General features: G+C 70.8%; 9 protein-coding genes and 1 pseudogene. 6 read left to right on the forward strand and 4 right to left on the reverse strand.

Annotated elements, in window-relative coordinates:
* Window positions 1-41: 41 nt before the first annotated feature.
* The 3 genes from mfd to STRCI_RS17365 all read right to left on the reverse strand — a co-directional run bounded on the left by mfd (window position 42) and on the right by STRCI_RS17365 (window position 7,151).
* On the reverse strand, window positions 42-3,572 hold the full coding sequence (mfd, locus tag STRCI_RS17355; RefSeq protein WP_269659860.1) for a transcription-repair coupling factor: 3,531 nt from the start codon (window positions 3,570-3,572) through the stop codon (window positions 42-44).
* Between the two features lie 214 nt (window positions 3,573-3,786).
* A complete protein-coding gene (locus tag STRCI_RS17360) occupies window positions 3,787-6,366 on the reverse strand; it encodes an ABC transporter permease (protein ID WP_269659861.1) in 2,580 nt (859 codons plus the stop codon).
* Window positions 6,363-7,151, reverse strand: a complete 789-nt coding sequence (locus tag STRCI_RS17365) for an ABC transporter ATP-binding protein (protein WP_269659862.1) — start codon at window positions 7,149-7,151, stop codon at window positions 6,363-6,365. Before STRCI_RS17365 ends, STRCI_RS17360 begins: the two co-directional genes overlap by 4 nt.
* 379 nt (window positions 7,152-7,530) lie before the next feature.
* On the opposite strand from STRCI_RS17365, the gene STRCI_RS17370 reads away from it, so the two are divergent.
* The 6 genes and pseudogenes from STRCI_RS17370 (at window position 7,531) to STRCI_RS17395 (ending at window position 13,258) form a co-directional block, all read left to right on the forward strand.
* Window positions 7,531-9,027: an MFS transporter gene (locus STRCI_RS17370; RefSeq protein ID WP_269659863.1), complete on the forward strand. Its 1,497-nt coding sequence runs from the start codon at window positions 7,531-7,533 to the stop codon at window positions 9,025-9,027.
* Between the two features lie 21 nt (window positions 9,028-9,048).
* Window positions 9,049-9,534 (forward strand): GNAT family N-acetyltransferase, encoded by a 486-nt coding sequence (locus tag STRCI_RS17375; RefSeq protein WP_269659864.1) that lies wholly within the window; start codon window positions 9,049-9,051, stop codon window positions 9,532-9,534.
* A gap of 242 nt (window positions 9,535-9,776) precedes the next feature.
* The gene (locus STRCI_RS17380) at window positions 9,777-10,205 is read left to right on the forward strand and encodes a DUF485 domain-containing protein (RefSeq protein ID WP_269659865.1); all 429 of its coding nucleotides are present in this window, start codon (window positions 9,777-9,779) and stop codon (window positions 10,203-10,205) included.
* Complete coding sequence (locus STRCI_RS17385) at window positions 10,202-11,815, forward strand: sodium/solute symporter (protein WP_269659866.1); 1,614 nt, start codon at window positions 10,202-10,204, stop codon at window positions 11,813-11,815. The genes STRCI_RS17380 and STRCI_RS17385 overlap by 4 nt, the downstream gene beginning before the upstream one ends.
* 240 nt (window positions 11,816-12,055) lie before the next feature.
* Window positions 12,056-12,433, forward strand: a pseudogene (locus STRCI_RS17390) (RICIN domain-containing protein); the annotation flags it as partial.
* A 45-nt stretch (window positions 12,434-12,478) separates the two neighbouring features.
* The gene (locus tag STRCI_RS17395; protein WP_418953465.1) at window positions 12,479-13,258 is read left to right on the forward strand and encodes a pectate lyase; all 780 of its coding nucleotides are present in this window, start codon (window positions 12,479-12,481) and stop codon (window positions 13,256-13,258) included.
* 45 nt (window positions 13,259-13,303) lie between these two features.
* Here the strand turns inward: STRCI_RS17395 and STRCI_RS17400 are convergent, their stop codons facing one another.
* Window positions 13,304-14,191 (reverse strand): cellulose-binding protein, encoded by an 888-nt coding sequence (locus tag STRCI_RS17400; RefSeq protein ID WP_269659867.1) that lies wholly within the window; start codon window positions 14,189-14,191, stop codon window positions 13,304-13,306.
* Window positions 14,192-14,260 lie beyond the last annotated feature (69 nt).

Genomic DNA, 14,260 nt, shown 5'->3' on the forward strand with positions numbered 1-14,260 from the left:
CTCTCGGCCCCGCCGGCCCCACCGCCGCCGGCCCGGCCGCGCTACGACCCCAGGATCGACGCCAGGAACTCCCCCACCCAGCCCAGCAGTTCCCGTCCGACCAGCGGCTTGCCGCCGACCTTCGCCGTCTTCGGGCGGGGGACCAGCACCTGGTGGACCGCCGGCTTGATGACCGTGCCGGGGTACAGGCGCTTGAGGCGGAGTTCCTGGGACTCGCGCAGCTCCACCGGGGCGAAGCGGATGTTGGTGCCCTGCAGGACGATCTCGCCGACCCCGCACGCGCGTGCCAGCATGCGCAGGCCCGCGACGAGGAGGAGGTTCTCCACCGGCTCGGGCAACTTGCCGTAGCGGTCGACGAGTTCCTCGCGTACGGCCTTGATGTCCTCCTCGGTGTTGGCGGAGGCGATGGAGCGGTAGGCCTGGAGGCGCAGCCGCTCGCCCGGGGCGTAGTCGTGCGGGACGTGCGCGTCGACCGGGAGCTCGATCTTGACCTCCAGCGGCGGCTCCTCCTCCACGCCGCCCTCCAGGGACGCGCGGTAGTCCGCCACCGCCTCGCCGACCATCCGGACGTACAGGTCGAAGCCGACGCCCGCGATATGGCCGGACTGCTCACCGCCCAGGAGGTTGCCCGCGCCGCGGATCTCCAGGTCCTTCATCGCGACGTACATGCCCGCGCCCATCTCGGTGTGCTGGGCGATGGTCGCCAGACGCTCGTGCGCGGTCTCCGTGAGCGGCTTCTCCGGCGGGTACAGGAAGTAGGCGTAACCGCGCTCGCGGCCACGGCCGACGCGGCCGCGCAGCTGGTGCAGCTGGGAGAGGCCGAAGTTGTCGCCGCGCTCCACGATCAGGGTGTTGGCGTTGGAGATGTCGATGCCCGACTCGACGATCGTCGTGGAGACCAGGACGTCGAACTTCTTCTCCCAGAAGTCGACGACGACCTGCTCCAGCGCCGACTCCGACATCTGGCCGTGGGCGGTCGCGATCCGCGCCTCGGGGACGATCTCGCGGAGCCGGGCGGCCGCGCGGTCGATCGACTCGACCCGGTTGTGGATGTAGAAGACCTGGCCCTCGCGCAGGAGTTCACGGCGGATGGCGGCGCCGATCTGCTTCTCCTCGTAGGGGCCGACGAAGGTCAGGACCGGGTGGCGCTCCTCCGGCGGGGTGGTGATCGTGGACATCTCGCGGATGCCCGTCACCGCCATCTCCAGGGTCCGCGGGATCGGCGTCGCGGACATCGTCAGCACGTCCACGTTGGCGCGCAGCTTCTTCAGCTGCTCCTTGTGCTCGACGCCGAAGCGCTGCTCCTCGTCGACGATGACCAGGCCGAGGTCCTTGAACTTGGTCTCCGAGGAGAACAGCCGGTGGGTGCCGATGACGACGTCCACGGAGCCCTCCTTCAGCCCCTCCAGGACCGCCTTCGCCTCGGTGTCCGACTGGAAGCGGCTGAGCGCGCGGACGTTGACCGGGAACTGGGAGTACCGCTCGGAGAACGTCCCGAAGTGCTGCTGCACCAGCAGGGTCGTCGGCACCAGCACGGCTGCCTGCTTGCCGTCCTGCACGGCCTTGAAGGCGGCCCGGACCGCGATCTCCGTCTTGCCGTAGCCGACATCGCCGCAGATCAGCCGGTCCATCGGGACCGACTTCTCCATGTCCTCCTTGACCTCGGCGATGGTGGTGAGCTGGTCCGGGGTCTCCGCGTAGGGGAAGGCGTCCTCCAGCTCGCGCTGCCAGGGCGTGTCGGCCGCGAAGGTGTGGCCGGGCGCCGCCATCCGCGCGCTGTACAGCTTGATCAGGTCGGCCGCGATCTCCTTGACGGCCTTCTTCGCGCGGGCCTTGGTCTTCGTCCAGTCCGCGCCGCCCAGGCGGTGCAGCGTGGGCGCCTCGCCGCCGACGTACTTGGTGATCTGCTCCAGCTGGTCGGTGGGGATGTAGAGCCGGTCACCGGGCTGGCCGCGCTTGGCGGGGGCGTACTCCACGACGAGGTACTCGCGCGTGGCGCCCTGCACGGTCCGCTGGACCATCTCGATGTAGCGGCCGACGCCGTGCTGCTCGTGGACGATGTAGTCGCCGGACTCCAGCGTGAGCGGGTCGATGGTCTTGCGGCGCCGCGCGGGCATGCGGGCGCCGTCCTTGCCGGCCGCCTTCTGCCCGGACAGGTCGGTCTCGGTGAGGACGGCGAGCTTCAGTGCCGGGTCGACGAAGCCGTAGTCGATCGAGCCGCACGCCACATGGACGACGGATGGGCTGAGCGCGGTCAGGTCGGCGTCCAGGCGGGCGGCGATGCCCTCGCCGCCGAGCACCTCGACGGTGCGGGCCGCGGGGCCGTGGGCCTCGGTGACGTAGACCGCGCGCCAGCCGTCGGCGAGCCAGCCCTTGGTGTCGGCGAGCGCCTTGGCGGTGTCCCCGCGGTAGGTCTCGGGCGCGTGCATGCCCAGCTGGAGGGTGTCCGCCTCCAGTTCGAGGTCCGCCGCGAACGGCGACACCGACCACCACATCATGTCCAGCTCGCGCGCGCGGTCGCGGACGTCCGCGATGGACCACAGGGAGGCCGCGCCGACGTCGATGGGCGCCTCGCCGCCGCCCGCGGTGGCCGCCCAGGACGCCTGGAGGAACTCCTGGCTGGTGGCGACGAGATCGGCGGCACGCGTGCGTACCCGCTCCGGGTCGCAGACCAGGGCCATGGCGCCCTTGGGCAGGACGTCGAGCAGCAGCTCCATGTCGTCGACGAGAACCGGCGCCAGGGATTCCATGCCCTCCACGGCGATCCCCTCGGCGATCTTGCCGAGCAGCTCGCCGAGCTCCGGGTGCGCTTCGGCGAGGGCACGCGCGCGTGCCCGGACGTCCTCGGTGAGCAGCAGCTCGCGGCAGGGCGGCGCCCACAGGCCGTGCTCGGCGACTTCCAGGGAGCGCTGGTCGGCGACCTTGAAGTAGCGGATCTCCTCGACGTCGTCGCCCCAGAACTCGATGCGCAGGGGGTGTTCCTCGGTCGGCGGGAACACATCGAGGATGCCGCCGCGTACGGCGAACTCGCCGCGCTTCTCGACCAGCTCGACTCGGGAGTACGCGGCGGCGGCCAGGGCCTCCACGATGGTGTTCAGGTCGGCGGTCCGGCCGGTGCGCAGGGCGACCGGTTCCAGGTCGCCGAGGCCCTTGACCTGCGGCTGGAGGACCGAGCGCACGGGGGCGACGACGACGGAGACCGGGCCGGTCTCGGGGTCGTCGGGGCGCGGGTGGGCAAGCCGCCGCAGGACGGCGAGGCGACGGCCGACGGTGTCGCTGCGGGGGCTGAGGCGCTCGTGCGGGAGGGTCTCCCAGGAGGGGTACTCGACGACGCCCTCCGGCGGGAGGAGGGTGCGCAGGGCGGCCGCCAGGTCCTCGGCCTCCCGGCCGGTCGCCGTCACCGCCAGCACCGTGCGGCCGGCCTCGCGGGCCAGGGCGGCGACCGCGAAGGGGCGGGCCGCCGGGGGGCCGACGAGGTCGACGTGCATGCGGTTGCCGTCGGCGGCAGCGGTGATCGCTTCCGCGAGGGCGGTGTCCTTGACGACGGCGTCGAGCAGACCGTGCAGGCTCATGTGGAGGGAGCTTCCGTCCGGGGGTGGGCAACGCGAAGGACCCGACTCGTCGAACGGGCCGGGGGTCTCCAGCGTACGACGGGGCGGTGCCGGGCGCCGGGGCCTGTGGACAACGCCGGGCAGGCATGGAAAAGCCCGGCGCCGGGAAGCCCCCCAAGGCTTCCCGGCGCCGGTTCCCCCGCAACCCCCGTGTGCGGTGGCTGTTCGGCCGGATTCAGTCCGTGGCGATCGCGTTCAGGACGTTCATCCGGCCTGCCCGGAAGGCCGGGATCAGGGCGGCGAACAGGCCCACGAAGGCCGAGCCGATGAAGACGCCGCCGATGGTGACCCAGGGGATCTCCAGCACCTTCAGGCCCTCCAGGGCGAGCAGCTGCTGGGCGGTGGCGCCCCAGCCCATGCCCAGGCCGAGGCCCAGCAGGGCGCCGAAGAGGGCGATGACCACGGACTCCATGCGGATCATGCGGCGCAGCTGGCGGCGCGAGAGGCCGATGGCGCGCATCAGGCCGATCTCCCGGGTCCGCTCCACCACCGACAGGGCGAGGGTGTTCACGACACCCAGGATCGCCACGATGATCGCGAGGGCGAGCAGGCCGTAGATCATGTTCAGGAGCTGGCCGATCTGGTCCTTCAGCGCTTCCTTGTAGTCGGTCTGGTCGCGCACGGTGTACTGCGGGTAGTCGTGCAGCGCCGACTTCAGGGACTTGTACGCGGCGTCCTGCTGCCCGTCCTTCGCCGAGGCGAAGACCAGCTGGTCGAGCGGCATCTTGTCGGCCGGCAGGTACTTGGCGAGGGTGGCGATGGAGGTGTACTTGGAGCCGGCGTCGATGACGACGTCACTGCTGGTGATCGCGCGGACCGTCAGCTCGGCCGTCTCGCCGCCCTTGAAGGCGACCTCGATCTTCGAGCCGAGGCGAATGCCGTGGTCCTTGGCGAACTTCTCGTGGACGGACATCGAGTCCGGCTTGTAGGCGTCGGCGAGGTTGCCCGCGACCGTCTTGGTGCGCAGGTCCCGCGCGTAGGACGCGTCCGCCGCCGTGATGTCGGTGTCCTTGAGCGTCTTGCCGTCGGGCGTGGTGTAGTCCGCCTCGGCGATCTTGTACTGGGTGACGTGGTCGAGGCCCGGCGTCGACTTGACCGCCTGCACGGCCTGCGGGGTGACCAGCTGACCGCTGTCGGACTGGATGATGAAGTCCGTGCCGACGGTCTTGTCGAGCTGGTCCGTGGCCGAGGCGACCATCGAGGAGCCGACCACCGACAGACAGGCGACCAGCGCGAGCCCGATCATCAGGGCGGCGCCCGTGGCTCCCGTACGGCGCGGGTTGCGCAGCGCGTTGCGCTCGGCCATGCGGCCCACGGGGCCGAAGACCCGCAGGATCAGGGCGCCCAGCACCCGCACCACACCGCCCGCGAGGAGCGGGCCGATGACGACGAAGCCGATCAGGGACAGGACCACACCGAGGCCGAGCCAGAGCGAGCCCTCCTTGGCCTTGTCGGCCGACGCGGCGAGGTAGAGGGCGTAGCCGCCGCCCGCGGTGAGGAGCGTGCCGAGCACGGCGCGCACGACGCCCGCCTTGGCGTCCGCCGGTGCGCCCGCGTCGCGCAGGGCTGCCATCGGGGAGACCTTGCCCGCGCGGCGGGCCGGCAGATAGGCAGCGAGGACGGTGACGACCACGCCGAGGACCAGGCCGACCACCGGAGTCGTCCAGGCGATGGTGAGGTCGGAGGTGGACAGCTCCATGCCCATGGAGCCCATCAGCTTCATCAGGCCGATGGCGAGTCCGACGCCCGCGCCGACACCGAGGACCGAGCCGAAGACGCCCAGCAGCAGCGCCTCCACCAGCACCGACCGGTTGACCTGCTTGCGGCTGGAGCCGATGGCCCGCATCAGGCCGATCTCCCGGGTGCGCTGGGCGACCAGCATGGAGAAGGTGTTGATGATCAGGAAGATGCCGACGAGGAAGGCGATCCCGGCGAAGCCGAGCATCGCGTACTTCATGACGTTCATGAAGCCCGCGACGTCCTTCTGGTTGGCGTCGGCGGTCTCCTTGGCCGTCTGCACCTTGTAGGCGCCATCGGTCGCGGCGAGCACGTTCTTCTTCAGCTGCGCGTCGCTGACACCGGCCGCCGCGGTGACGTTGACGTTGGTGTAGACGTCCGGCTCGCCGACCAGCGTCTCCTGGGCGGTCCTGGTGTCCAGGTAGAAGATGGCCGCGCCGGGGTTGGTGACCTGGAAGTCGGCTATGGCGGAGATCCGCGCGGTGTGCGTGCCGACGGCGGTGATCACGCCGATCTCGTCGCCGAGCTTCAGGTCGTGCTTGTCGACGGTGTCCGCGTCGACCATCACCTGGTCGGGGCCCTTGGGCGCCGTACCGGAGGTGATCTTCATGGTGCGGGCCTCGTTGGCGTTCCAGCTGCCGACGATGGTCGGGGCACCGCTGGTCGGCGAGAGGCTGTCCTTCTCGGCGTCGACGACGGTGACGGAGGTGGAGAAGACGGTGCCCTCCGCGGACTTCACGCCCTGCGCGCCGCGCACCTTCTCCACCACGGAGGCCGGCATGACCGGCGGCTTCCCGGTGTCGTTGGTGGTCTCGCCGGTGTCCGAGGCGTCCTTCGAACTCACCGTCACATCGGAGGAGGTGGCGGCGAAGAGCTTGTCGAAGGTGGTGTTCATGGTGTCGGTGAACACCAGGGTTCCGCACACGAACGCGACCGACAGCAGCACGGCGACGGCCGACAGGGCCATGCGTCCCTTGTGCGCGAAGAAGTTGCGCATCGAGGTCTTCATGACGGTCATGACGTACGCCCCCGGGCGTCGAAGTCCTTCATGCGGTCCAGGACGGCCTCGGCGGTCGGCTTGTACATCTCATCGACGATGCGGCCGTCGGCGAGGTACAGCACACGGTCCGCGTAGGAGGCGGCGACCGGGTCGTGGGTGACCATCACGATGGTCTGGCCGAGCTCGTCGACCGAACGGCGCAGGAATCCCAGAACCTCCGCCCCCGCGCGGGAGTCGAGGTTTCCGGTCGGCTCGTCACCGAAGATGATCTCCGGCCGGGCCGCCAGCGCCCGCGCCACGGCGACACGCTGCTGCTGGCCGCCGGAGAGCTGGGTGGGCCGGTGCTTGAGTCGGTCGGAAAGTCCAACCGTCTCGACGACGCGCGTCAGCCACTCCTGGTCCGGCTTCCGGCCCGCGATGTCCATGGGCAGGGTGATGTTCTCGATCGCGTTCAGCGTCGGGAGCAGGTTGAACGCCTGGAAGATGAAGCCGATCCGGTCCCGGCGCAGCCGCGTGAGCTTCTTGTCCTTCAGACCGGTGATCTCGGTCTCGTCCAGGAAGATCTGCCCGCCGGTGACGGTGTCGAGACCGGCGAGGCAGTGCATGAGGGTGGACTTGCCGGAGCCCGAGGGACCCATGATCGCGGTGAACTGACCCCGCTCGATGTCCACATCGACATGGTCCAGCGCGACGACCCGGGTCTCCCCCGACCCGTACGCCTTCACGACCTGCCGCGCGCGGGCGGCAGCGGCCGTACGTCCTCCAGCGCCCCCGTGCCTGGGAATGGTTACGGCCGATGTCATGGCAAGTCTCCTATGTCGGTCAGCAGATGGGTCGTGCGAAGCGGTACGTCGAGAAGTCTGGTGTCGGAAGGGGCTTCGGCGCGCTGGTGCCCAGCGCAGTCTTTTGCGGGGGAAAACCCCACCCCCGCCAGGCCGGTCAGCCGCCCCCGAGCGGCGTAAAGCCAGGTTAAGGACGACCAGGGGCCGGTCTCGTCCTCCGCCGGTACGAACCCTCCCCGAGCCCTGGTACGGAGGTACCCCTAGGGGCAGTCCACCCTTCGGTGGACCTCTTCTCGGGGTCGCCTCCTCCTTCGGTCTCGGCAAGCCTCATACCTCCCGCGACGTAAGGGTCAAGTGGGAAGCTGGTCGACGGCAGATAGGTGCAGGGGGAAGGAATCCGGTGGGCGGCGATACGAGACCTGCGATACGCGACTCCGCGCAGCACACCGGGACCGAGCGCCGCGGCGCCGTGGTGGCGGCCCTGATGCTGGCGATGGCACTCGCGGCCCTCGACGCCACCATCGTCTCCACCGCCGTCCCGCAGATCGTCGGCGACCTCGGCGGCTTCTCCTACTTCTCCTGGCTCTTCTCCGGCTATCTGCTGGCCGTGACGGTCTCGCTCCCCGTCTACGGCAAGCTCTCCGACACCTTCGGCCGCAAGCCGGTGCTGGTGGCGGGGGCGGCCGTGTTCCTGCTCGGCTCGCTGCTGTGCGCCGTCGCCTGGAGCATGGCGGCGCTGATCGCCTTCCGGATCGTGCAGGGCCTCGGCGGCGGCGCCCTCCAGGGCACGGTGCAGACGCTCGCCGCCGATCTGTACCCGCTCAAGGAGCGCCCCAGGATCCAGTCCAAGCTGTCGACGGTGTGGGCGGTGTCCGCGGTCGCCGGCCCCGGCATCGGCGGACTGCTGGCCGCGTACGCGGACTGGCGGTGGATCTTCCTGGTCAACCTGCCCATCGGGGCGGTGGCGCTGTGGCTGATCGTGCGTCATCTGCACGAGCCGGAGCGGAAGACGCCCGCACGCGCGCGGGTCGACTGGGCGGGCGCGCTCGCGGTGTTCGCCTGCGGTGGCGTGCTGTTGACGGCGCTGGTGCAGGGCGGGGTGGCCTGGCCCTGGCTGTCGGCGCCCTCGATCGCCCTGCTGGCCGCGGGGCTCGGGCTCGTGGGGGTCGTGGTGCTGGTGGAGCGCCGGGCGGCGGAGCCGATCATCCCGGGCTGGGTGTGGCGCCGCCGTACGATCGCCGCGGTGAACCTGGCGCTCGGCGCGCTGGGCCTGCTGATGGTCGCGCCGACCGTGTTCCTGCCCACCTACGCCCAGTCGGTGCTGGGCCTCGGCCCGGTGGCCGCCGGATTCGTGCTGTCGGTGTGGACGTTGAGCTGGCCGGTGTCGGCCGCGTTCAGCCAGCACGTGTACCGCAGGATCGGCTTCCGGGACACCGCGCTGCTCGGCATGGGGGCCTCGGCGCTGATCCTCTTCGCCTTCCCGTTCCTGCCGTATCCCGGCCAGGCCTGGCAGCCGACGCTGCTGATGCTGCTGCTCGGCGGCGCGCTCGGGCTGTTCCAGCTGCCGCTGATCGTGGGCGTGCAGTCGACCGTGGGCTGGTCGGAGCGGGGCACCACCACGGCGTCCGTGCTGTTCTGCCGGCAGACCGGGCAGACGCTGGGCGCGGCGATGTTCGGCGCGGTCGCCAACGGCGTCCTCGCCACGCGCCTCGGCGGGGCGAGCGACCTGGACTCGGTGACCCGCGCGCTGGACGCCGGTACGGCGCACGAGGCGACCCGGCACGCCATCGCGCACGCCGTGCACGCGGTGTACTTCGGGGCGGCCTGCGCTGCCGCGCTGGCGTTTTTCGTACTGCTCACGCTGGCTCCGCGCCGTTTTCCAGTGATCGTCGACTGACCCGTCCGTATCCTGGGCCCCATGGTGAGGTTGGAGCGGCTGCGGCCGGATCACGCGGACGCGCTACTGGCCTTCGAGCGGGAGAACCGGGCGTATTTCGCCCGTACGGTCCCCGATCGCGGCGACACGTTTTTCACACCTGCCGGGTTCGCTGCCCGCCTTCGGTCCCTGCTGACCGAACAGGGCCTCGGCGTCTGCCATTTCCATGTGCTCTTCGACGACGAGGACCGGCTGGTCGGCCGGGTCAACCTGATGGACGTCGAGGACGGCAGCGCCGAACTCGGCTACCGCATAGGGGAGAGCGCGGCGGGCCAGGGCGTGGCGACGGCCGCGGTCGGCGCGATGTGCGGGCTGGCGGCGCGCGCGTACGGGCTCAGCGCGCTCACCGCGATCACCACGCTGGACAACCTCGCCTCGCGAACCGTGCTGGAGCGCAACGCCTTCACGCCCGCGGGTGAACTCACGGTCGACGGCCGGCCGGGAATCGCCTATCGCCGCGCGCTGTAGCGCGGCCCTGGAGCAAAGCGGCCCCCGGAAAGCTTCCCGTCCGACTCGCGAAAAGTCTGAGTTAACGGGGGTAACACCCCTGGTCAGACCGGTCTAAGCGAAAGTAAGCGCATACCGACCAACCAGTTTGCGGAAACCCTCGCACTTGGAGCTACCAACGAGTAACGTGCGTCACCGCTCGACCCGCCCCCCACCTCCCTGCGGTCCGCCACGGACCCGAGCCCGCACGCAAGGAGCACGGGATGTCCTCCGACCCGTATCCGCCGTACCCCCACCAGCCGCAGCAGCCGTACGCCACCTACCCCTGGCAGCCGCCCGCCCCCGCCGAGCACCCGCAGTACCACCCCCCACGCCAGGCCCCGCTCGGACACCACAGCGATCTGCGGATCCTGCGCGGCGCCTACCGCTGGCAGCGGCGCACCGCCACGCTCACCGCGCTCGGCTACTTCGTGCTGTTCCTCGTCCTGTCGGCGTCCGCGCCGTCCTTCATGACGAGCACCGTCACCGACGGCCTGCCCACCGGACTGCTCCTCGCCCTGCTCCAGCTCCCCGTCACCGTGCTGGCCATCGGCGTCTACGAGCACACCGCACGCCGTTACGTCGACCCGCTCGCGGACCGCATCCGCAAGCAGGCCGAGGTGGACGCCCGGCGCGGGGAGGCGGTCCGATGACCTCCCAGTTCAGCGGCGACACCCAGACGATGTCCCTGGTCGCCTTCTCCGCCGTCGTCACGATCACCCTGCTGCTGTGCGTGATGACCGGCCCCGACCGGGACGACCTGGACGAGTTCTACACCGGCTATGGGTCTTTGTCCCCCATGCGCAACGGCCTGGCCATAGGCGGCGACTACATATCCGCCGCGACCGTGCTCGGCACCACCGGCGTCATCGCGCTGTACGGCTACGACGGCATCGTCCTCGCCCTCAGCACCGCGCTGTCGCTGATGCTGCTGATGTTCCTGCTGGCCGAACCCCTGCGCAACGCGGGCCGGTTCACCATGGGCGACGCGCTGACCCGCCGGATGCCCGGACGCGGCGTACGGATCGCGGCGTGCGCGGTGACCATCGCCGCCCTGCTGCCGCTGATGGTCGTCCAGCTCGCGGGCACCGGCCAGCTCATGGCCTTCCTCCTCGGCTTCTCCAGCAGCTCCCTGAAGACGGGCTGCATCATCGGGCTGGGCGCGCTGATGATCAGCTACGCGGCGATCGGCGGCATGAAGGGCACCGCCCTCATCCAGATCCTGAAGATGGTGATGCTGCTCGGCTCCGGCGCGATCGTCGCCGTACTGATGCTGAGCAGGTTCGACTGGAACCCGGCAGCCCTGTTCGACGCGGCCGCCAAGGGGAGCGGGGTGGGCCCCGCCTTCCTCAACTCCGGGCTCCAGTTCTCCGGCGGGCCCGCGCCGGGCCTGGACATGGTCAGCTCGCAGCTCGCCGTCGTCCTCGGCGGCGCCTGTCTGCCGCACGTCACCATGCGCATGTACACCGCCTCCAGCGCCCGCCAGGTACGCCGCTCGATGTCCTGGGCGGTCTCCGCGGTGGTGCTGTTCGTGCTGGTCATCACGGTCGTCGGATTCGGCGCGACCGCGCTGATCGGACGCTCGGTGATCGCCGGGGCCGACCCGCAGGGCAACACCGCCTATCTGCTCGGCTCGCAGGCCGCGTTCGGCACCGAGGTGTCCACGGCGGAGACCTTGCTCTTCACCACGGTCACCACCGCCATCTTCCTCACCCTGCTCGCCTCGGTCGCCGGGATGATCCTGTCCTGCGCCAACTCCCTCGCCCACGACGTGTTCGCCACACAGGTACGGGAGTTGTCCGCTCCGCGCGAGATGATGGTCGCGCGGCTGTCCGCGCTGGCCGTCGGGGCACCGGCGATCCTGCTGGCCACGATGGTGCAGCACCGCAGTCTCCAGCCGCTGATCACGCTGGCGTTCTGTCTCGGTGCCTCGGCCATCGCGCCCGCCCTCGTCTACAGCCTCTTCTGGCGCCGCTACACCCGAACCGGCCTGCTCAGCACGCTGATCGGCGGATCGCTGGTGGTCCTGCTGGTGATGCCGTTCACGAATCTCGTCTCCGGGTCGCCCTTCTCGGCGTTCCCCGAGTCCGACTTCAACTGGTTCCCGTTCACGACGACGGGCCTCCTCTCCATTCCCGCCGGGTTCCTGTTCGGCTGGCTGGGGACCGTGGTCTCCGAGGGCCCGAAGGCCGAGGAACAGCGGCGGCAGTACGAAGCGGTGGAGGGGTGGATCCTGGCGGGGGCGGCGCGGCGACGGGGGTGAGGTCCCGGAGGGGGCCGATGTCCCCGGCAACCCTTTGCGCGCTCGGTGGCGACAGGGGGACGGAAACGCACTTGATCTTCCGTCTCCCCCGAACCTCCGAACGAGAGCGACGACGTGAGCGAGAGAGCAGTTGCCCGCAGGCACCGGCCGCGGCGCAGGAAGGCGAACCGCCGCAGGGTGGTACTGATCGGCGGTCTCGTCACCGCCCTGGGCGCGGGCGCCGTCACCGGCGGCAGGCTGATGACAGCCTCCGCCTCCGGGCCCGGCGCGGGCACCTACCGGCTGGTCAACGCCGCCGACAGCACCTGCCTGACCGTCCCGGCGTCCGGCAGCCAGCTGGCCACGGCCGCGTGCGACGACGGCGCGGGCGCGCAGGTCTGGCACCTGGCGGACGCGGACGGCGGTTTCACCGTCAAGGCCGCGAGCGGTGGGCTGTGCGCCACGGTGAAGGGCGCGTCGAAGTCGGCCGGCAAGGCGGTCCAGCAGCAGACCTGCGACGGCGGCGCGGCGCAGGTGTGGCAGCTCAGCGTGGTCGGAGACGCCTTTCACCTGGTCAACGCGAACAGCGCGAAGTGCCTGAACGTCAAGTCGGCGCTGGTGCAGCAGAACTCCTGCGACAAGGCGAGCAGCAAAAGCTGGACGCTGGTCACGGAGGAGGAGACGGTGCCGTCGGCATCGGCGTCCGCATCGACTACGACTTCCCCTTCTCCCTCCGCTTCTACGGCGCCTTCCGCGTCCGCGTCCAGCGGTACCGCTCTCGGTGCCTGGCCGACGCCCACCGCGGAGCAGGCGGTGAGCTCCACGATCGAGGTGTCCGGCACCTACGACGGCGCCCTCAAGCGCTTCTACGGCTCCGGCGACCTCGGCAGCGACGGTCAGTCGGAGAGCCAGGGCCCGCTGTTCGAACTCGCCGACGGCGCCGTCCTGAAGAACGTCGTCCTCGGCTCCCCGGCCGCCGACGGCGTCCACTGCCTCGGCAGCTGCACACTCCAGAACGTCTGGTGGGAGGACGTCGGCGAGGACGCCGCCTCCTTCAAGGGCAAGTCGACGTCGGCGAAGTACCTCGTGGACGGCGGCGGCGCCCGCAAGGCCGACGACAAGGTCCTCCAGTTCAACGGCGCCGGCACCCTCACCATCCGGAACTTCCAGGTCGAGGACTTCGGCAAGCTGGTCCGCTCGTGCGGCAACTGCTCCACGCAGTACCAGCGGCACATCGTCATCAGCAAGGTGAAGGCGACCGCCCCCGGCAAGGTCCTGGTGGGCATCAACTCCAACTACGGCGACACGGCCACCCTCTCCGGCGTGACCGTCGTGGGGGACCAGGACCTCACCATCTGCGAGCGGTTCAAGGGCAACAGCTCCGGCGCCGAGCCGACCTCACTGGGCGAGGGCGCGGACGGCACGTACTGCCGCTACAGCGCCTCGGACATCACGTACCAGTGAGCTGAGCGGGGGGCGCCCGGGGCACGGGGCCCGGGCGCCCCCTCATTACTCCGCCGCGGCCCGCCCGGTGAGAGTGATGAGGCTGTTGCGTACGTGATCCATGTGGGCGCTCACGTCGTCCCAGCGCTCCCCGTGCTCGCGCAGCACGCGCTCGGTCTCGCGCGCGATGCGCTCCTCGCGCGCATGCGCCGCCGCGAGCAACTCCGCCGCCCGCGCGCGGGCCTCCTCCTGGCGCCGTCGCCCCGCCGCCTCGGCGTCGGCGAGCGCCTGCTCGGCGTCGGACAGCGCGGCCTCCGCGCGGGCGACCTGCTCGGCGTGCCGGGCCTCGGCCGCGGTCACGCGCGCCTCGGTCCGGCGCTCGAGTTCGGCCCAGCGTTCGGCGTGTTCCTTGGCCTGCTCGGCGAGCATGCCGGAGGTGCGCTGGCGCATCTCACGCAGGGCCGTGAGCGCTTCGCCGCGGCACTCCTTGACCGCACGCCGGGCCGCGACCCGGGTCTCGTCCGCCTCGGCGCGCGCGGTGAGCAGGCGCTGCCCGGCGCGCTCCTCCGCCTCGGCTCGTACGGTGTCGGCGTGCGCCTGAGCCGCGCCGTGCACGCCGTCCGAGTGCGCCTGCGCCGCCTCCTCAAGGCGCTGCGCCTCCTGGTGGGCGCCCTCGCGCACGGCGGCGGCCTCTTCAAGACCGAGCTGGAAGACGAGCCGCGCGCGCTCCCCGAGCGAGTCGTACGTCTGCGGCGCGAGCCGCGCCACGGTCTCGCGCAGCCGTACCGCCTCGGCCTCCATCTCCCTGGCGAGCACGGTCAGCCGGGCGGCGCGTTCCCAGGCGGCGTCCCGGTCCTGGGAGAGCGCGGCAGCGTAGGCGTCGACCTGCTCGGGACGGTAGCCACGCCCCCGTACGGCCAGGAAGCCGCGAGGCCGGACCGGTGTGCCGCTCATGCGGGAACCCCTCTCCATCGGACGGACGCAAAGTCATGATTTCGCGGCCATCTTGATGTATCGGAAAGA

The organism is Streptomyces cinnabarinus (assembly GCF_027270315.1).
Taxonomy (GTDB): Bacteria; Actinomycetota; Actinomycetes; order Streptomycetales; family Streptomycetaceae; genus Streptomyces; species Streptomyces cinnabarinus.